Genomic DNA, 17,405 nt, shown 5'->3' with positions numbered 1-17,405 from the left:
GACTTCTTGGATGGCCGAAGTTCCTGGATGTCGGCGAAGAGTCGGAAGGTCGGCCATGTCGTGACGTCGTAGCCGCCGTAGGCATGCGCGAAAGACAGGTAGTCAGCTTCGGAGACTCTACGCGGTAACAAGTCATGGGTGTGTTGCCTGTGGATGGTCGTCTGCGTATACGGTCGAACCGTGGCCCGGACGCAGTGGACAATCCACGATGAGCACGTCGTGGACGAGAATCGCCATATCAAGTTGTCGACCGTCGATGTCGAGCTACCCGATGGAGTGAAGTTCACCCAGTATGTGGCACGGATGCCGAGGTGTGCGATGACGTTGGTGCTCAACGAAAGACGCGAGGCACTGCTCATGTACCGCCACCGCTTCATCATCGACCGCTGGGTATGGGAGCTACCGGGCGGCTATGTGGATCATGCCGAGGACGTCGCCGCCGCTGCGGCGCGGGAGGTCGAAGAAGAGACGGGTTGGCGTCCACGGTCAATGGAACGGCTGGTTACCTATCAGCCTGCGATTGGCACCTTGGATCAGCCGCAGGAGGTTTACCTTGCGCGCGGTGCCGACCTGACCCACACCGAACCAGATATCAACGAGGCCGAGGACATCCGATGGATTCCGCTTGAGGAAGCGGCCGCGATGATTGACCGCGGCGAGATTGTCGGCGCGGCGACAGTGGTGGCGGTGTACCGGGCGCTCAGTCTGCCCGCCTAGCGATCGAGAGCACCTGCTGTCGGAATTTGCTGACTTCCGGGAGCGTGGCGTACGGAGCGAGTCGATGGCGAAGTTCTCGCAGGTATGCAAGCGTCCGCTGTGATTCCAGGCCGTTGGCGATCTCAAGGGCCTCGGTGCCGATCCGTACTGCTTCTCGCGGGTCATCATCGGCGTGGGCGGATGCCAGAAGACACAGGTTGAACGCGCGCCCTCGGACGTAGCCGTCTGACATGTTCAATGATCGTTCGGCGAAATGGGCCGTACGGGCAGTGTCGCCGAGGTCACGGAAGCAGTGTGCGGTCTTGGCGGACAAATAGGCATCATCGAAGTACTCGAGCCAGGGAGGGCGGGTGCTTTCAGCGCGGGCGAAGGCTCGTTCCGCCGCATTGAGGGAACCGGCGCATGAGAAACTGTCTGCGCGCGCCGCGTGACCATGTGCCTCGATCACGTGGCATTCGGATTCCAGAGCCGCCAGTCCAGCGGTGCGCGCTGAGATACGCGCCGCTCGAGCGAGATCGATCGCGTCGCCCGGTCGGCCGACATAGATGGCTTGATGGCTCATCGCGGCGAGGATCTCAGCGCCGAGTCCGGCGTCTCCTGCGGCGCGGGTCATCCGCAAAGCTTGGATCAGATAGCGCTGTGCGAGGCCGTGCTCTTCCAAGTCATACGCGGCCCATCCTGCAAGCTTGGTGAGTTCAGCAGTGGTAGCGAACAACTGACGCCCAATCGGCTCGGTGTAGCTGCCACGCAGTAGTGGCGCTACCGAACTGTGGAGATATTGAACGATAGTCGAGCGAACCTTGCCGCCACCGACACGATTGTCCAAGTCGCGGAAAGCGGCGTTCATCTTTCGCACCGCATCGATATCGGACTGGCCGATCCGGCGAATACCTGAGCAAGAAATCGGATGTTCCGGCGCGGGCATGGTCAGCCATCGCATCGACGCGGCCGGATAGACCGCCGCAGCGTATGACGCTCCTATCAAGAAACGTCGTCGCTCCACATCACTCCTCCATAGCGCGGTCGCGGCAGCTGTTGCCTCCGACAGGCTCAACGAAAATTCCAATCCGAGGTCGGCAGTGCTCGCCCCGCCGGACATTCCACAGTCGGAGGGGATTACACGACGGCCCACTACTTCGGTGAGTACTTCGGCCACCAGTTCCGGCCCCGGCGGTTTCGGCTGCTCACCGGCCAGCCACCGACTTACTGCGGTGTGGTCGTAGCGAAGTGTGACCCCGACCGCGCTCCCATGCTCGACTACGCGGCGTGCGAGACCTTTTCGACTCAGACCGGCTTCCTCCAACAGTTCCGCGAGGTGCCAGTTCGGCTGCTTGGGCTGACGTCCCATGTCCGAGAGTGTGTCACGGAAAACAGCACGGACGCCATGATCACGCCCGCGTTCACACACCCATTGCACACACCCGCCCGAGTTGCGCGTCTTACCAATGACGGGATGTGCACGGTCTCCTGGAACTGTCCGGCGGCGTTCGGCTTTGTCCACGTCGCACCACAGTGCCCACAACACTCGAGGTCAGTCATGCACCCTTTTGTCCCTATTTTGGTCGTCACGATCCTCGCCACTGTCGCCGCCTTTTGTCTGGGTTTGCGTTACCTCGAACGAGAGAATCAACCCTCTGCTGCAAGGGAACGAATCAGGGATGTCTTACCTAGTGTCTCCGTTGCGGAAGCGCACAGGATTATGCAGCAGTATCGCGATTGCCCGGCCGAAACCTGTGACATCAAGCGGCTTGCCTACTGGACATTGGTCGACGCCGGACACATCACGCCGTCGCTGCGGGCGGAACGGATCGCTCGATGACCATTACCTCGGCGGACGTCGAACAGTGGCGTCATTTCCATCGCAACTGTTACGTGGAGGGCGCTTTTCGTTCCCTCGACCAAGCTAGGTTCGTCCTCAACGCTCATTCGGGGCACGGCCCGAACTGCCTGCAATATCTCGCTGCATCGGCGTACAGCAGCGGCTTGGCGGACGAGGCGCTGGCATGACCCGCATCGGTTGGCTGCGTTGGGATGACGGTACCTGGGCTGCGGTCGACGAGTACGGAATCCCGCATCCGATCGGTGCCGACGACTCAGAAGCTGTCGACGACTGCGACGCAACAGCGGATTGCCTGCCACTTCGAGTGCTAGCAGAAGATGAGTGCCGACAGTCTCCTGCGAACGAGCGGCCGTGACGAATGCGGTCCGCTCCAGGAAAGGCGAAGGCCGCCTTCACCGGGTGGTGAAAGCGGCCTTCGGTTTCGGCTGAGCCGTGAAATCAGCGGGTGAACAGGAGCGCTCGCTTGACTTCCTGAATCGCCTTGGTGACCTCGATGCCGCGGGGGCAGGCGTCGGTGCAGTTGAAGGTGGTGCGGCAGCGCCAGACGCCTTCGACGTCGTTGAGGATGTCGAGGCGTTCGCGGGCGGCTTCGTCGCGGCTGTCGAAGATGAAGCGGTGGGCGTTCACGATCGCGGCCGGGCCGAAGTAGCTGCCGTCGCTCCAGTACACGGGGCAGGAGGTGGTGCAGCAGGCGCACAGGATGCACTTGGTGGTGTCGTCGAACCGGGCGCGGTCGGCCTGGCTCTGGATGCGTTCGCGGGTGGGCTCGTTGCCCGAGGTGATCAGGTAGGGCTTCACCGCGCGGAACGCGTCGAAGAACGGCTCCATGTTCACCACGAGGTCCTTCTCCACGGGCAGGCCGCGGATCGGCTCGACGGTGACGGTGATCGACTTGCCGTTCTTGGGCAGCATGTCCTTCATCAGCACCTTGCAGGCCAGCCGGTTGACGCCGTTGATCCGCATGGCGTCGGAACCGCAGACGCCGTGCGCGCAGGACCGGCGGAAGGTGAGCGTGCCGTCCAAGTAGGACTTGATGTAGATCAGCAGGTTCAGGAAGCGGTCGGTCGGCAGCGCGGGCACCTGGAAGGACTCCCAGTGCGCGCCCTTGTCGTCCTCCGGATTGAACCGGGCCACCTTGACGGTGATCATCACGGAGCCCTCGGGGACCGGAGCGGGCGTCTGCGAAGAGGGTGCTTCGGCAACAGCAGTCATCAGTACTTACGCTCCATCGGCTCGTAACGGGTCTGCACCACCGGCTTGAAGTCCAGGCGGATGTCCGAAAGGAGCTCCGAGCCCTCCTTGTAGGCCATCGTGTGGCGCATGAAGTTCACGTCGTCGCGGTCCGGGTAGTCCTCGCGGGCGTGGCCGCCGCGCGATTCCTTCCGGTTCAGCGCGCCGACCACGGTGACCTCGGCCAGCTCGAGCAGGAAGCCGAGCTCGACGGCCTCGAGCAGGTCGCTGTTGTAGCGCTTGCCCTTGTCCTGCACGGTGATCCGCGCGTAACGCTCCTTGAGCGCGTGGATGTCGGTGAGCGCCTGCTTGAGCGTGTCCTCGGTGCGGAACACCGAGGCGTTGTTGTCCATCGACCGCTGCAGCTCGGTGCGGATGTCGGCGACCCGCTCGTCGCCGTGCTCGCTCAGCAGCTGGGTCAGCCAGTCCTGCACCATCTGCGCCGGGTTCTCCGGCAGCTCGACGAACTCGCTGCGCTGCGCGTGCTCCGCGGCGGCGATGCCAGCGCGGCGGCCGAACACGTTGATGTCCAGCAGCGAGTTGGTGCCCAGACGGTTGGCGCCGTGCACCGAGACGCACGCGCACTCGCCCGCGGCGTAGAGGCCGGGGACGACGTCGCTGTTGTTGCGCAGCACCTCGCCGCGGATGCGGGTCGGGATGCCGCCCATCACGTAGTGACAGGTCGGGAACACCGGCACCAGTTCCTTCACCGGGTCCACACCCAGGTAGGTACGGGAGAACTCGGTGATGTCGGGCAGCTTCTCCTCGAGCACGTCCTCGCCGAGGTGGGTCACGTCGATGTAGACGTAGTCCTTGTTCGGGCCCGCGCCGCGACCCTCCAGCACCTCGAGCACCATCGAGCGGGCGACGATGTCACGCGGCGCGAGGTCCTTGATGGTGGGGGCGTAGCGCTCCATGAACCGCTCGCCGTCGGCGTTGCGCAGGATGCCGCCCTCGCCGCGGACGGCCTCGGAGATCAGGATGCCGAGTCCGGCCAGGCCCGTCGGGTGGAACTGGTGGAACTCCATGTCCTCCAGCGGCAGGCCCTTGCGGAACACGATCGCCATGCCGTCGCCGGTCAGGGTGTGCGCGTTCGAGGTGGTCTTGTACATCCGGCCCGAACCGCCGGTGGCGAACACGATCGACTTGGCGTGGAAGACGTGGATGTCGCCGGTGGCCAGCTCGTAGGCGACCACGCCGGTCGCGACCGGGCCGCGATCGGTGTCGGTGAGCACCAGGTCCAGCACGTAGAACTCGTTGAAGAACTCCACGTCGTGCTTGACGCAGTTCTGGTACAGCGTCTGCAGGATCATGTGGCCGGTGCGGTCGGCGGCGTAGCACGCGCGGCGAACCGGGGCCTTGCCGTGATCGCGAGTGTGCCCGCCGAAGCGCCGCTGGTCGATCTTGCCCTCGGGCGTCCGGTTGAACGGCAGGCCCATCTTCTCGAGGTCGAGCACCGCGTCGATGGCCTCTTTGGCCATGATCTCCGCGGCGTCCTGGTCGACCAGGTAGTCACCACCCTTGACGGTGTCGAAGGTGTGCCATTCCCAGTTGTCCTCTTCGACGTTGGCCAGCGCGGCGCACATGCCGCCCTGGGCCGCGCCGGTGTGGCTGCGGGTGGGGTACAGCTTGGTCAGCACCGCCGTCCGAGCACGCGGGCCGGCCTCGATCGCGGCGCGCATGCCCGCGCCGCCCGCGCCGACGATGACGACGTCGTAGCGGTGCTCCTGGACAGGACGAGATTCACTCATGCGAGGGGGCCTGTTCCTAACTGATGTTGGGGTCGAAGGTGAAGATGACGTAGGTGCCCACGCCCATGATCAGGATCATCGAGACGGCCAGCAGGGTCTTGAGCCAGAAGCGGGTCGAGTCCTTGCGGGAGTAGTCGTCGATTACCGTGCGCAGGCCGTTGCCGCCGTGCAGCTGCGCCAGCCACAGCATGGTCAGGTCCCAGAACTGCCAGAACGGGCTGGACCAGCGGCCTGCGACGAAGGCGAAGTTGAGTCGCTTCACGCCGCCGTCGAGCAGCAGCATGATCGCCATGTGGCCGAGTACAAGCACGATCAGCAGCAGGCCGGAGAAACGCATGAACAGCCAGGCGTACTTCTCGAAGTTGTTGTTCGAGCGCGCGCGCGGCGAACGCGGCAGGTCCAGGCTGGCCGGACGGTCGTAAGACTTTCCGATGACAGGTGCGCTCATTTTCAGTGCTCCGTGAACAGGTAGAAGAACTGGCGCCCGATCGCGGGAACGGCCAGCAGGAACCAGATCGCGAGAATGATCCAGAGCATCAGGCGCTGGTACTTCGGGCCCTTGGACCAGAAGTCCACCAGGATCACGCGGACGCCGTTGAGCGCGTGGAACAGGACGACGACGACCAGGCCCATCTCCATCAACGCCACGATGGGCGTCTTGTAGGTCTCGATCGCTTCGTTGTAGGTGTCCGGGCTCACGCGCACCAGGGCGGTGTCCAGCACGTGGACGAAGAGGAAGAAGAAGATGGTGACGCCGGTGATCCGGTGCAGCGCCCACGACCACATTCCGGGGTCGCCTCGGTACAGCGTCTTCCGCTTCGGCTGGGCCGGAGCTTCAATCGTGGTCATAGAGTGCGGTGCCTCCAACGTCGTTGATGGACCCGGTTTCAGATCCGACGCCGACGGCGTGGCGGGCGAATGCCCAGGTGGCTGTACTCCGGCCCGTCGCAGGGAACCTGAACCGATCTGTTCTGGACTCTAATCCTCCAGCAATCCCGGAACTAATTCGGCGTACCGTGCGTTGCGCGACACCGGATCGGGTTAGGCTTACCTTTCTTGATGGGTGCGGGGTTCCGTCGTGGTCCTTGCGCGGCCGTGATCGGCTCGGTCCCGAAGGGGTTCTCTGTGTCGGAAATCGACTGGAAATTATTGCGCGACAACGCTTTTCAAGTCATGCACAACGCCTACGCGCCGTACTCGCGGTTTCCGGTCGGCGCCGCGGCTCTCAGTGTCGATGGCCGAACAGTGAGCGGTTGCAATGTGGAAAATGTCTCATACGGTTTGGGCCTGTGTGCCGAATGTGTACTCATCGGTAACTTGATTTCGGGGGGTGGGGGGCGTCTTCGGGCCATCTCCGTCACCGATTCTCGCGGCGAAATCCTGATGCCCTGCGGGCGCTGCCGCCAACTGCTCCACGAGCACGGTGGAGGCGATCTCTTGGTGGATCACAAGGCCGGGCCGGTGCCGTTGCGCACACTGTTGCCGGATGCGTTCGGCCCGGACGACCTGGACGCCGGGCAGGTATAGGCCGGATCCGTGAATCGGCGGACGACCTCGACTCGGCGCGCACAGCCGAGGCGGCGCGCGCGGTTCCGTCCCATCGGCGAGAACCCGGGTGTGCGTCGGCCCATGCCAAACTGTCGACCGTGACGGCACTGGACGCGGTTTCGATCATCACGACCAAGCGCGACGGCGGTGAGCTGTCGGACGCGCAGATCGACTGGGTGGTCGACGGCTTCACCCGCGGCGCGGTGGCCGACGAGCAGATGTCGGCGCTGGCCATGGCGATCGTCTGGCGCGGGATGACGCGGCGCGAGACGGCGCGGTGGACCGCCGCGATGATCGCGTCCGGGCGGCGCATGGACCTCACCGGTCTGCCGCGCCCGACCGTGGACAAGCACTCGACCGGCGGCGTGGGTGACAAGATCACGCTGCCGCTGGCGCCGCTGGTCGCGGCGTGCGGCGCGGCGGTGCCGCAGTTGTCCGGGCGCGGTCTCGGTCACACCGGCGGCACCCTGGACAAGCTGGAATCCATCCCCGGCTGGCAGGCGGACGTGCCCGCGTCGCGGATGCGAGATCTCCTGACCGATCCGGCCATCGGCGCGGTGATCTGCGCGGCAGGCGCCGACCTCGCGCCCGCGGACCGACGGCTCTACGCTTTGCGCGACGTCACCGGCACGGTCGAATCGATCCCGCTGATCGCCAGCTCCATCATGAGCAAGAAGATCGCCGAGGGCACCGCGGCGCTGTTGCTGGACGTCAAGGTCGGCTCCGGCGCGTTCCTGAAGACCCTCGCCGGGGCGCGCGAGCTGGCGACCGCGATGGTCGAACTCGGCGACGACGCGGGTGTGCGGACGGTCGCGCTGCTCACCGCCATGGACACCCCGCTCGGCCGCACCGCGGGCAATGCCATGGAAGTCGCCGAATCGGTGGAGGTGCTCGCGGGCGGTGGTCCCGCCGACGTCGTCGAGCTGACCATCGCCTTGGCTCGCGAGATGGTCGCGCTGGCCGGGCTGGACACCGACCCCGCGGACGCGCTGGCCGACGGCAGGGCGATGGATCACTGGCGGACGATGATTCGCGCCCAGGGCGGCGACCCGGACGCGAAGCTGCCCACCGCGAAACACACCGAGACCGTGCGCTGCGACGCCGACGGCGTCCTGACCAGGCTCGATGCGCTGGGTGTCGGCATCGCCGCCTGGCGTCTGGGGGCGGGCCGGGCGCGTCAGGGCGATCCTGTTCAGTTCGGCGCGGGCATCGAAATGCACGCCAAGCCGGGCGATACCGTGACAGCGGGACAGCCGCTGCTCACTCTGCACACCGATACTCCCGAGGCGTTCCCCGGCGCGATGGAAGCTCTGCGCGACGCCGTCACCATCGGAACCGATGCCGTGCCCATTCCGGGCCAGCTGGTTCTCGATCGGATCACGTCCTGAGCTGTCCGCGGTGTCCCCTCGGGACTGACCAATGGGCGGTCGAGGGGTCGTTCCGTCTCGTGGGCTCAGGGTCGCACCTCGGCGGGAATGTCGATGCTCGTCTCGGCGCCCACACCGGTCCAGCGGCTCACCTGCTTGCTTGCTCCACACGTCCTGTCCCGGCCGGGCCTCCGCCGTACTCGACCGTTCGGCCTCTCTAAGAGGCTCGACCGTTCGGCCTCTGTAAGGGGTGAGCATCACCAGGCTCCCGATCCGGAATCAGCGCACATACGCGCTTGCGGTCCACGGTCCCTGCGTCGGTGGCCGGTCCGAGGGGCTGCGGTACTCCGGCCTGTAGTGGGCCGCACACGTGACGCGCGGGTGACGCAGAACCGGTCGGTGTCCGGCTGTGGACCGGGCAGCATCCGGCGGGCAACGAGATGGTTGTTACGGCCGAAGTCGGCTGCCGTTTCGGCCCGCTGCGGCTACCGTCGATACATGACTGGACCGATGCCTCTGACCCTCGCCTCGATCCGCCAAGCGCCGAAAGCGCTGCTGCACGACCACCTCGACGGTGGCCTGCGGCCCGCGACGGTGCTCGACCTCGCCGCCCAGTGCGGCTACGAGGATCTACCCGCCGACGACGAGGCGTCGCTGGCGGCCTGGTTCCGCGACGCGGCCGACAGCGGATCGCTGGAACGGTACCTGGAGACCTTCGCGCACACCGTCGCCGTGATGCAGACCCCCGAGGGCCTGCGCCGGGTCGCCCGCGAATGCGCCGAGGACCTCGCCGCCGACGGCGTGGTGTACGCGGAGGTGCGTTTCGCCCCCGAACAACACTTGGAGCGCGGTCTCACGCTGGACGAGGTGGTCGAGCACACGCTGACCGGCTTCCGCGAAGGCGAGGCGGCCGCCGCCGAGGACGGGCACCCGATCGTGGTGACCTGTCTGCTCACGGCGATGCGGCACGCCGCGCGCTCGCGGGAGATCGCGGAGCTGGCGGTGCGCTTCCGCGATCGCGGAGTGGGCGGTTTCGACATCGCCGGCGCGGAGGCCGGTTACCCGCCGAGCAGGCACCTGGACGCGTTCGAATACATGCGCGCCAACAGCGCGCACTTCACCATCCACGCGGGCGAGGCCTTCGGTCTGCCGTCCATCCACGAGGCGCTCGCGTTCTGCGGCTGCGACCGGCTCGGCCACGGCGTGCGGATCACCGACGACATCACCGTGCCCGGCGCGGTCGAGGACGCACAGCTCGGGCTGGTCGCCAACTATGTCCGCGACTTGCGCATCCCGCTGGAGCTGTGTCCGTCGTCGAACGTGCAGACCGGCGCGGTGCCCTCGCTGGACAAGCACCCCTTCGACCTGCTGGCCCGCCTGCGTTTCCGCGTCACGGTCAACACCGACAACCGGCTGATGAGCGATACCAGCATGAGCCAGGAGATGCTCAAGCTGGTCGAGACGTTCGGCTACGGCTGGAGCGACCTGGAACGGTTCACCATCAACGCCATGAAGTCGGCGTTCATCCCGTTTCCCGAGCGGTTGCGGATCATCGACGACATCATCAAGCCCGGATACGCGGTCCTCATCGGGTAGCGCTGTTCATAGGACGGATTGCGGGCGCGCACGAGGGTAGGCGGCGCCGGATCACCGCGCGGCAGCGAGGTTCCGCAGTCGGCAACCGGTTCGCTAGCGTGGCGACTATGGCGACTTTGCGCATCCCCCGCCGGTTCAACGGACCGCCCGACTCCGGCAACGGTGGCTACGTGGCCGGTCTGCTCGCCGACCGGCGCCCCGAGCCGGCCGTCACCGTGGTACTGCGGAGTCCGCCGCCCTTGGAGACGCCGCTCGACGTGCGGGACGAACGGCTCTACGACGGGGACAAGCTGATCGCCGAGTCGAAGGGCGGTGAACTCGAACGCGACGCACCGCGTCATGTCGCGTTCGACGACGCGGTGGAGGCGACACGCAGCTACACGAGCATCGAGATGTTCGCTTCCTGCTTCGTCTGTGGCAGCTGCCGGGCGGACGGTCTGCGCATCGAACCCGGCAGGCTCGATGAGAACCGAGTGGCCGCGCCGTGGGTGCCCGACGCCACCGTGCCGCTGGGGCCGCCGCTGCTGTGGGCCGCGATGGACTGCCCTGGCGGCTGGTCGCTGCCCGGCATGCTCGAACGTCCCGCGCTGCTCGGCTCGATGACCGCCACGGTGCACGGCATCCCGCACGTCGACGAGCGCTGCGTCGTGGTGGGCGAGTTCCACGGCGAGCAGGGCCGCAAATGCTTCGCCTCGACCGCGGTCTACAGCGCCGACGGACGCCTGCTCGGGCAGGCCGAGCAGGTCTGGATCCGCTTGACCTGATTACTGCTTGTCGAGCCGGGACTCCAGGTTGCGTTCCAGTTCCCGCCAGGCCTGGGACTCGGCGGCGAACGGCGGGTTGGGCGCCAGCCGGGTGGGGTCCGGGTTCAGCAGGTAGGAGACATACCAGCCCAGCGGGGTGGACTGGGCCAGGGCTTGTTCCACCGTGTCGTCGTCGGCGTAGTCGGCGGCGTCGGTGAACAGTTCGACCGCCAGGTCCAGCTGCTCGATGTCGACCGCCTCCGGGCCTTCGGCCAGGTCCTCGGCCAAGCCGGGCAGCACGTAGACGTTCTCGTCGGTGACCTCGACCTCCAGCGAGCCGTCCACCGCCGCGGTCTGCACATCGGCGAAGGTGCTCACGCGGGACAGATCGTGCTCGTGGTCGTCGGCGAGGTAGCGGGCCAGCGCCCGTTCGGAGGAGAACACGGTGATCGAGCCCTTGGAGCCGAGGAAGATCGGCTCGTCGTCGAGGTAACAGCGCAGCGTGAAGACACTGCCCTCGGACGTGATGATCTTGACCGGGTCGATGCCGACCTCGTGCCAGAACGACTCGTCCTCGTCCTCGTCCTCGTCGTCTTCCTCTTCGTCGAGGTCGACGGGCTCGAACTCCTCGTCCTCGTCGCTGTCGGCCGCGTCGTCGGCGTCGACCACGTTCTCCTCGGCGGCCAGCAGTTCGGCCTCGGCGACCGCGACCGCCTCGGCGTCGACCTCGGGCGTCCGCACCACGGAGTCGATGGCGTCCAGAACGTCGTCCCAGCCCTTGGCGATGGCCGCGCCGATCTGGTCCCACAGCTCCTCGCCGTCGCGACCGACGAACGCGCTCACGCCGCCGGGCAGCGCGCCGAGCACCGGATGCGAGCCGAAGAACTTGGTCACCGTCTCCAGTTCGCACACCTCGCCGATGTTGCGGACCATGCCGAGCGTGTCCTCCAGCTCGGCGACGGTGTCGACGTCGGGCTCGCCCGCCGCCAGCTCCGGCACCGCGACCAGGTCGAAGGAGAAGTTCTCCTCCGGCTCCAGTTCGACCGCCGACAGACCCGCGATGACCTTCCAGGCCGGATGGTCCACCAGGTCGTTGTCGGCGTTGGTGCGGATGAATGCGGCCAGCTCCGCCACGGACTCGAAACCGTAGAGGGCGTCCTCGTGACCGAGGAACGCCTCCCACTCGTCGTCACCGTCTCGCCAGCGCGGTGCCCACAAGGTGACGAGATCGCCGTCGGTCAGGCCGAGCTCGATCGGGACGATGTCTCCAGAAGCCATGTGCGGAAGCCTATCGACCTTCCGCGTCAGGCACTATCCGGCCCGCCCCCATTCGTCCCCGCGGGCGGCTCCGCCGCGGGGACGAACGACTCGTTCAGTGTCGCAACGACCTTGGACCGCTGTGCGCCGGCGTCCTCGGCGGCCTGTCTGCACGCCCAGACGATCAACTGTCCGACCTCCGCGGGCGGCAGCGAGGTGACCGATTCCGCCAAGGTCAGGCCGACCAGCGCGCCATCGCTGTTCACCTCGACGCTCACCGCGCCGTCCTCCGAGGTGAACCGCCCTCGTACCTGCTTCAGTCCGTACAGCGCGGCTTCCAGCGCCTCCAGTTTCTGGGTGGCCGACGTGACCAGGGCGTCCATTTCCGCACTCATACCGGCCTCATCCAGCTCGTCGGTCCCGTGTCCGCGTCGTCGATCCGGTCCAGCTCGTCCACCGCCTGCTGGCGGGTGGGCAGGCCGAGCCGGTCGAGGATGTCCGAGGGCATGCCCGCCTCGGCGAGCAGTTCGCGCCGCCGCGCCCGCGCCGCGATGGCGGAACGCTGGGTGAGCCGCAGGATCTCGTTCGCGAGCGACTGTGCGCCGTAGCGGTATTCGCTGCGCTCGAACTTGATCTCCACCGGCATGCCCTGGTCGGTGGCGCGCACCGAGATGGTGCCCGACCGGTTGCTGCTGGCCGCGACCGTGACATTCGGGACTTGGGGTCGGGTCATGCCGTCGGCCTGTAGAAGCCGTGGAAGTCCATGCCTGAGTTCTCCGTTCGAATCGAGCTGATCTGGACCGGGTCACCCGCCTCGACGAACTGCCCGTTGCCGATCACCATGGCCACGTGGCCGTCCCAGATCGCGAGGTCGCCTGGCATCAGGTCACCGGCCGACACCGGTGTGGCCCCGTTGCCCTGGTCGGCCGCGAGCCGGGGCAGGTCGACGCCCGCCTCGCCGTAGGCGTATTTGGTGAGCCCGCTGCAGTCCAATCCGGCGCCCGGGCTGTTGCCGCCCCAGACGTAAGGCGTGCCGACGGCGCCGATCGCCGACCGGACCGCTGTGGCGGCCTGTTCGTTGGGGGCCTCCACGACGCTGCCGTCGGGCAGCGTGATCTTCACGCCCTTGCCGTCGTCGGGCGCCCCCGACGAACCGGTGTCCGGCCGGGGCGTACCCGACGACGTGCCGGGTGTGCCACTGGAACTGCGCGAGGACAGCGACTGCAGCGGTGTGGCCATCACGGTGCTCAGTAACGACCCCGCACCGTTGAGCACGCCGGACGCGGCGGACGCTGCCTGCTGCACGCCGGCGGCGGGCACACCGGCGAGCGACGTGGTGGGCGGCGGCGGGGTCAGGTCGTTCATCGACGCGGTGTGCGTCTGCAATTCGTTCTGCACCCGGCCGACGACGTTGAGCGCCTGGTTGAGGTGGTCGATCGCCGAGCCGACGAGCACCGTCAGACCCTCCGGCGTCGCCAGGACCGGACCCATGCTCGCCGCGGTGTTCACAAACGACTGCGCGATGTCGGTGAGTTCCTTCTGACCTGTCTCGACCTCGCCCGCGGCCTGGTTCACGACCGTGGCCATGTCGTTGCCGCGATCGGAGATGGTGGCGGCGGTGGTCTGCACGCGCAGCGCTTTCGCGGTGGCCGCGTCGGCGGCGCGGCCGTCCCACGCGGCGTTCATCTCGTTGATGCTGTCGCGGCCCATCTGATGGATCTGGTCGACCACGGTCGAGGTGCTGCGCAGCGCGTCGGTGGGACCGCCCGCGGGCAGCACACCGCTGCCGAAGCTGGCGAGCAGGTCCAGGATCGGCTGGGCCAGTGCGTTGACATCGATCACGCGCTCACTCCAGCTCGGTGGCCGCGCTCCGCAGCGCTCCGGCGTGGGCGGCGTCGGTTTCGGTGAGGACGGCCGCGGACCCGGTGGCCGCGCCGCCCATGCTGGTCAGCACCGCCGACAGCTGCCCGATCGAGGCCACGTGCCCGGCGTGCGCCGCGGCGTAGGCCGCCATGAAGTCACCGCCGATCAACCCCATGATCGGGCCGAGCAACGCGGGCTCGGCCGCCGCCGCGCTCACCCCCGCCGCCGCCATCTCACCGGCCATGACGTGCGCGGTCGCACCGTAGGCCGCGATGCCTTCGGTGTCCGCCGACATCTTTCGCATCAGAGCTTCCCCCATCTGTTGTTCCCAGGCAGAGTACGTCATCCACTTGGTTCGACGCGCGCTGTTCCGTTTCGGTTCCGCCGCTTCGGAAAAAAGTCCGGTGGCGTCCGGCGGGGCGTCCGCGACCGACCTTATCGTTCCCTCATGCGCACCCACACCGTGGACCATCCACTCGTCGCCGCCCTGATCACCACCATGCGGGACGAGCGAACACCGAATCCGGCTTTCCGTGCCGCACTGCGTGATCTGACCGGAATACTGATCTACGAGGCGCTGCGCGACGCGGAGGTGGAGCGCTTCGAGATCGTCACCCCGGTCGCTCCCACCGAAGGCGTCCGGCTGGCCCACCCGCCGCTGCTGGTTCCGGTGCTGCGCGCCGGACTCGGCATGGTCGACGCGGCCGCCGAGCTGATCCCGGACGCCAGAATCGGATTCGTCGGTCTCGCCCGCGACGAGGACACGCACCTGCCGGTGCCCTACATGGAATCACTGCCCGCGGATCTGGCCGGGCTGCCGGTCTTCGTGCTCGACCCGATGCTGGCCACGGGCGGCTCGATGCGGCACACCCTGGAGCTGCTCGCGGCACGCGGCGCCACCGACATCACCGCGGTGTGCGTCGTCGCTGCTCCGGAAGGAATTGCGACCCTGGCGGATTCGGGACTGCCGGTGCGGCTGGTCACCGCCGTCGTCGACGCGGGCCTGAACGAGAACGCCTATATCGTGCCCGGTCTCGGCGACGCGGGCGACAGGCAATTCGGCCCGCGCTGAATCTCTGCGGGTCAGAATTTCCGGCAGAAGTCGCGCAGCGCCGAGAGGCGTTCGCGTGCGGCGGCTCGCGCGGCCGGAAGATCGGCGCGCGAGCCGACCGGTTCGACCACCTCCAGATAGCACTTGAGCTTCGGCTCGGTGCCGGAAGGGCGCACGACCACGCGGGACGAAACACCCTGGAAGATCAGCGCGTCGGTGCGCATCCGGCCACGTACGCGGAGCTGATCGGTGTACTCCACCGGCTCGCCCGCGATCTCGTGCGGCGGATCCGTCCGCAACCGCTCGACCGCGGCGGCGGCCGCCGCGGCCGAGGCGAGTCGCAACGACACCTGATCGCCCGCGTGCAGGCCGAATTCCACCGCGTAGTCGTCGAGTTCGTCGTTCAGGTCGCGGCCCGCGGCCTTCAACCGGGCCACCAGGTCGGCGGCCAGCACGGCCGCGGAGATGCCGTCCTTGTCCCGGACCGCCGCCGGGTCGACGCAGTGGCCGATCGCCTCCTCGTAGGCGTACACCAAGCCGTCGCCCGCCCGAGCCAGCCATTTGAATCCCGTGAGCGTTTCCGCGTAGCGGCCGCCGCGCGCGGGCGCCAGCTTCGACAGCAGCCGCGAGGACACGATGGTCGTCGCCACCAGCGCATCATCCGGGGCGGTGCGCAGCACGCAGTCGCCGAGGAGCACGCCGGTCTCGTCGCCGCGCAGCATCCGCCAGCCACCGTCCGGCCGCGGGACGCCGACCGCGCACCGGTCGGCGTCCGGATCGAGCGCGATCGCCACGTCGGCGCCGACTCGTGCCGCCGTCGCGAGCAGCAGATCGGTCGCGCCGGGTTCCTCCGGGTTCGGGAACGCGACGGTGGGGAAGTCGGGGTCCGGCCGGAACTGGTCATCGACCACATGGACATCGGGAAAACCCGCCGCGCGGAGCGCTTCGACAGCGAGTTCGCCGCCGACGCCGTGCAGCGGAGTGAGCGCGATCCGGATTCCGGCGCGCGCGCCGGATCCGCCGATCCGGGCGGGCAGTGCGGCGACGCGGTGGAGATAACGCCGCACGAGGTCGTCGTCGGCGGGAGTGACCGGCACGCGGTCGATCGGCTCGGCGACCGCCTCGATGCAGCGCTCGATCTCGGCGTCGGCCGGGGCGATCAACTGCGACCCGCCGTCGAGGTAGACCTTGTAGCCGTTGTCGGTGGCCGGATTGTGCGAGGCGGTGATCTGCACGCCCGCGACCGCGCCCAACTCACGCACCGCGTACGCGACCACAGGCGTGGGCAGCGGACGCGGCAGCAGCGTCACCGGGAAGCCCGCGGCGGCGAAGATCTCCGCGGTCGCCGTGGCGAACTCGGCGGAACCATGCCTGGCGTCGCGGCCGACGACCACCGCGCCGCCCCCGAGGCAGCGATCACGCAACCACGCCACGAGGCCGGCGGTCGCCCGGCTCACCGTGGTGACATTCATGCCGTCGGGGCCGTCGCGCAGCGGCCCGCGCAGGCCTGCCGTGCCGAAGCGCAGCATCTACACCCGTTCCAGCACGCCGCGCAGCAGTTTGCCGAGGCGGGGCGCGGCGGCGTGGCCTTCGGCGAGCACCTCGGCATGGGACAGATGCGCGCCCGTGACCCCCGCGGCCAAGTTGGTGACCAGCGAGATGCCCAGCAGCCGCGCACCGAGCGCGCGGCAGGCGATGGCCTCGAGCACGGTGGACATGCCGACCAGATCAGCGCCGATGGTGCGCAACATCCTGATCTCGGCGGGCGTCTCGTACTGCGGCCCGGTGAGCCCCGCGTAGACGCCCTCGGCCAGGCTCGGGTCGATCTCCCTGGCCAGCGCCCGCAACTCCGGATCCCAGGCGTCGACCAGGTCGACGAAGGTCGCGCCTGCCAGCGGCGTGCGGCCGGTCAAGTTCAGATGGTCGCTGATCAGCACCGGCTCACCCACCCGGAGACCCGAGCGGATACCGCCCGCGGCGTTGGTCAGCACGATGATCTCCGCGCCCGCGGCCACGGCCGCCGACACCGGGTGCACCACATCGGCGGGCTGATACCCCTCGTAGAGATGCTGGCGTCCCATCAACAGCAGCACAGCGTTGTCGTCCACCTGGACGGAATGGATCATGCCGACATGGCCCTGCGCGGTCGGCTTCCCGAAACCGGGCAGCTCCGGCATCGACACCGACGCCCGCGGCGCCCCGATCTCCGCTGCCGCGTCCTGCCAGCCGGACCCCAGTACCACCGCGACCCGGTGGCGTGACACTCCCGTACGTTCGGCGATCGCCTCGGCGGCCTGTTCGGCAAGCATGATCGTCACGATAGTGGATTTCAGCGCCTGCGGCGCTGGGTGTTGGCGGGCCGGGTGTTGGGGGGGGGGGGGGGGGCCCCGCCGGGCGGGGTGGAGAGCACACCGCGGCCCGCCCCCCCCCCCCCCCGCGCCG

General features: G+C 67.8%; 20 protein-coding genes. 8 read left to right on the top strand and 12 right to left on the bottom strand.

Annotated elements, in window-relative coordinates:
• Window positions 1-180: 180 nt before the first annotated feature.
• Window positions 181-717 (top strand): NUDIX domain-containing protein, encoded by a 537-nt coding sequence (locus ACIHAX_RS35490; RefSeq protein WP_397282006.1) that lies wholly within the window; start codon window positions 181-183, stop codon window positions 715-717.
• On the opposite strand, the gene ACIHAX_RS35485 is transcribed toward ACIHAX_RS35490, so the two are convergent.
• Complete coding sequence (locus ACIHAX_RS35485; RefSeq protein ID WP_397282004.1) at window positions 701-2,065, bottom strand: hypothetical protein; 1,365 nt, start codon at window positions 2,063-2,065, stop codon at window positions 701-703. The genes ACIHAX_RS35490 and ACIHAX_RS35485 overlap by 17 nt on opposite strands.
• Window positions 2,066-2,254: 189 nt before the next feature.
• Between ACIHAX_RS35485 and ACIHAX_RS35480 the strand changes: the two genes are divergently transcribed.
• The gene (locus ACIHAX_RS35480; protein ID WP_397282002.1) at window positions 2,255-2,536 is read left to right on the top strand and encodes a hypothetical protein; all 282 of its coding nucleotides are present in this window, start codon (window positions 2,255-2,257) and stop codon (window positions 2,534-2,536) included.
• Window positions 2,533-2,724, top strand: coding sequence for a hypothetical protein (locus ACIHAX_RS35475; protein WP_397281999.1), 192 nt, complete (start codon window positions 2,533-2,535; stop codon window positions 2,722-2,724). Before ACIHAX_RS35480 ends, ACIHAX_RS35475 begins: the two co-directional genes overlap by 4 nt.
• 271 nt (window positions 2,725-2,995) lie before the next feature.
• On the opposite strand, the gene ACIHAX_RS35470 is transcribed toward ACIHAX_RS35475, so the two are convergent.
• Genes ACIHAX_RS35470 through sdhC form a run of 4 tightly spaced genes read right to left on the bottom strand, consistent with a single transcriptional unit; the run spans window position 2,996 to window position 6,387 of the window.
• Window positions 2,996-3,769 (bottom strand): succinate dehydrogenase iron-sulfur subunit, encoded by a 774-nt coding sequence (locus ACIHAX_RS35470; RefSeq protein ID WP_355079083.1) that lies wholly within the window; start codon window positions 3,767-3,769, stop codon window positions 2,996-2,998.
• Window positions 3,769-5,538 (bottom strand): succinate dehydrogenase flavoprotein subunit, encoded by a 1,770-nt coding sequence (gene sdhA, locus ACIHAX_RS35465; protein ID WP_355079085.1) that lies wholly within the window; start codon window positions 5,536-5,538, stop codon window positions 3,769-3,771. Before sdhA ends, ACIHAX_RS35470 begins: the two co-directional genes overlap by 1 nt.
• A gap of 16 nt (window positions 5,539-5,554) precedes the next feature.
• Window positions 5,555-5,986: a succinate dehydrogenase hydrophobic membrane anchor subunit gene (locus tag ACIHAX_RS35460; RefSeq protein WP_039796191.1), complete on the bottom strand. Its 432-nt coding sequence runs from the start codon at window positions 5,984-5,986 to the stop codon at window positions 5,555-5,557.
• Window positions 5,987-5,988: 2 nt separating this feature from the next.
• On the bottom strand, window positions 5,989-6,387 hold the full coding sequence (sdhC, locus tag ACIHAX_RS35455) for a succinate dehydrogenase, cytochrome b556 subunit (RefSeq protein ID WP_083863252.1): 399 nt from the start codon (window positions 6,385-6,387) through the stop codon (window positions 5,989-5,991).
• Window positions 6,388-6,663: 276 nt separating this feature from the next.
• On the opposite strand from sdhC, the gene ACIHAX_RS35450 reads away from it, so the two are divergent.
• From ACIHAX_RS35450 to ACIHAX_RS35435, 4 genes are all read left to right on the top strand, one after another.
• Window positions 6,664-7,065 (top strand): cytidine deaminase, encoded by a 402-nt coding sequence (locus ACIHAX_RS35450; RefSeq protein WP_356964662.1) that lies wholly within the window; start codon window positions 6,664-6,666, stop codon window positions 7,063-7,065.
• 119 nt (window positions 7,066-7,184) lie between these two features.
• The gene (locus ACIHAX_RS35445; RefSeq protein WP_364437753.1) at window positions 7,185-8,474 is read left to right on the top strand and encodes a thymidine phosphorylase; all 1,290 of its coding nucleotides are present in this window, start codon (window positions 7,185-7,187) and stop codon (window positions 8,472-8,474) included.
• A gap of 477 nt (window positions 8,475-8,951) precedes the next feature.
• Window positions 8,952-10,049 (top strand): adenosine deaminase, encoded by a 1,098-nt coding sequence (locus ACIHAX_RS35440; RefSeq protein ID WP_355079094.1) that lies wholly within the window; start codon window positions 8,952-8,954, stop codon window positions 10,047-10,049.
• A 107-nt stretch (window positions 10,050-10,156) separates the two neighbouring features.
• Window positions 10,157-10,813 (top strand): hypothetical protein, encoded by a 657-nt coding sequence (locus ACIHAX_RS35435; RefSeq protein WP_364437749.1) that lies wholly within the window; start codon window positions 10,157-10,159, stop codon window positions 10,811-10,813.
• Here the strand turns inward: ACIHAX_RS35435 and ACIHAX_RS35430 are convergent, their stop codons facing one another.
• Genes ACIHAX_RS35430 through ACIHAX_RS35410 form a run of 5 tightly spaced genes read right to left on the bottom strand, consistent with a single transcriptional unit; the run spans window position 10,814 to window position 14,216 of the window.
• Window positions 10,814-12,070, bottom strand: coding sequence for a primosomal protein (locus ACIHAX_RS35430; RefSeq protein WP_397281995.1), 1,257 nt, complete (start codon window positions 12,068-12,070; stop codon window positions 10,814-10,816). It lies immediately after the preceding gene.
• A 26-nt stretch (window positions 12,071-12,096) separates the two neighbouring features.
• On the bottom strand, window positions 12,097-12,444 hold the full coding sequence (locus ACIHAX_RS35425; RefSeq protein ID WP_355079100.1) for a YbaB/EbfC family nucleoid-associated protein: 348 nt from the start codon (window positions 12,442-12,444) through the stop codon (window positions 12,097-12,099).
• Window positions 12,441-12,782, bottom strand: a complete 342-nt coding sequence (locus ACIHAX_RS35420; protein ID WP_067803443.1) for a hypothetical protein — start codon at window positions 12,780-12,782, stop codon at window positions 12,441-12,443. The genes ACIHAX_RS35425 and ACIHAX_RS35420 overlap by 4 nt, the downstream gene beginning before the upstream one ends.
• Window positions 12,779-13,891 (bottom strand): C40 family peptidase, encoded by a 1,113-nt coding sequence (locus ACIHAX_RS35415; RefSeq protein WP_355079102.1) that lies wholly within the window; start codon window positions 13,889-13,891, stop codon window positions 12,779-12,781. The genes ACIHAX_RS35420 and ACIHAX_RS35415 overlap by 4 nt, the downstream gene beginning before the upstream one ends.
• Before the next feature lie 4 nt (window positions 13,892-13,895).
• Window positions 13,896-14,216, bottom strand: a complete 321-nt coding sequence (locus ACIHAX_RS35410) for a hypothetical protein (protein ID WP_355079104.1) — start codon at window positions 14,214-14,216, stop codon at window positions 13,896-13,898.
• A gap of 144 nt (window positions 14,217-14,360) precedes the next feature.
• Here ACIHAX_RS35410 and upp point away from each other — a divergent pair, with 144 nt between their 5' ends.
• Window positions 14,361-14,984, top strand: a complete 624-nt coding sequence (upp, locus tag ACIHAX_RS35405) for a uracil phosphoribosyltransferase (RefSeq protein ID WP_355079106.1) — start codon at window positions 14,361-14,363, stop codon at window positions 14,982-14,984.
• 11 nt (window positions 14,985-14,995) lie between these two features.
• Here upp and ACIHAX_RS35400 read toward each other — a convergent pair whose 3' ends face one another.
• On the bottom strand, window positions 14,996-16,492 hold the full coding sequence (locus tag ACIHAX_RS35400) for a phospho-sugar mutase (protein ID WP_397281993.1): 1,497 nt from the start codon (window positions 16,490-16,492) through the stop codon (window positions 14,996-14,998).
• Complete coding sequence (locus tag ACIHAX_RS35395) at window positions 16,493-17,272, bottom strand: purine-nucleoside phosphorylase (RefSeq protein ID WP_355079110.1); 780 nt, start codon at window positions 17,270-17,272, stop codon at window positions 16,493-16,495.
• Window positions 17,273-17,405 lie beyond the last annotated feature (133 nt).

It is taken from the genome of Nocardia sp. NPDC051929 (assembly GCF_044548645.1).
In the GTDB taxonomy this organism is placed as follows: Bacteria; Actinomycetota; Actinomycetes; order Mycobacteriales; family Mycobacteriaceae; genus Nocardia; species Nocardia sichangensis.
The sequence above is the reverse complement of the archived record's forward strand: the minus strand, read 5'-3'. Positions and strand labels throughout refer to the sequence as shown.

Coding starts and splice junctions, on each gene's coding strand:
- ACIHAX_RS35485 (WP_397282004.1), bottom strand. CDS start 2,065: ATGGGACGTCAGCCCAAGCAGCCGAACTGGCACCTCGCGGAACTGTTG.
- ACIHAX_RS35480 (WP_397282002.1), top strand. CDS start 2,255: ATGCACCCTTTTGTCCCTATTTTGGTCGTCACGATCCTCGCCACTGTC.
- ACIHAX_RS35475 (WP_397281999.1), top strand. CDS start 2,533: ATGACCATTACCTCGGCGGACGTCGAACAGTGGCGTCATTTCCATCGC.
- ACIHAX_RS35470 (WP_355079083.1), bottom strand. CDS start 3,769: ATGACTGCTGTTGCCGAAGCACCCTCTTCGCAGACGCCCGCTCCGGTC.
- sdhA (WP_355079085.1), bottom strand. CDS start 5,538: ATGAGTGAATCTCGTCCTGTCCAGGAGCACCGCTACGACGTCGTCATC.
- ACIHAX_RS35460 (WP_039796191.1), bottom strand. CDS start 5,986: ATGAGCGCACCTGTCATCGGAAAGTCTTACGACCGTCCGGCCAGCCTG.
- sdhC (WP_083863252.1), bottom strand. CDS start 6,387: ATGACCACGATTGAAGCTCCGGCCCAGCCGAAGCGGAAGACGCTGTAC.
- ACIHAX_RS35440 (WP_355079094.1), top strand. CDS start 8,952: ATGACTGGACCGATGCCTCTGACCCTCGCCTCGATCCGCCAAGCGCCG.
- ACIHAX_RS35435 (WP_364437749.1), top strand. CDS start 10,157: ATGGCGACTTTGCGCATCCCCCGCCGGTTCAACGGACCGCCCGACTCC.
- ACIHAX_RS35430 (WP_397281995.1), bottom strand. CDS start 12,070: ATGGCTTCTGGAGACATCGTCCCGATCGAGCTCGGCCTGACCGACGGC.
- ACIHAX_RS35425 (WP_355079100.1), bottom strand. CDS start 12,444: ATGAGTGCGGAAATGGACGCCCTGGTCACGTCGGCCACCCAGAAACTG.
- ACIHAX_RS35420 (WP_067803443.1), bottom strand. CDS start 12,782: ATGACCCGACCCCAAGTCCCGAATGTCACGGTCGCGGCCAGCAGCAAC.
- ACIHAX_RS35410 (WP_355079104.1), bottom strand. CDS start 14,216: ATGCGAAAGATGTCGGCGGACACCGAAGGCATCGCGGCCTACGGTGCG.
- upp (WP_355079106.1), top strand. CDS start 14,361: ATGCGCACCCACACCGTGGACCATCCACTCGTCGCCGCCCTGATCACC.
- ACIHAX_RS35400 (WP_397281993.1), bottom strand. CDS start 16,492: ATGCTGCGCTTCGGCACGGCAGGCCTGCGCGGGCCGCTGCGCGACGGC.
- ACIHAX_RS35395 (WP_355079110.1), bottom strand. CDS start 17,272: ATGCTTGCCGAACAGGCCGCCGAGGCGATCGCCGAACGTACGGGAGTG.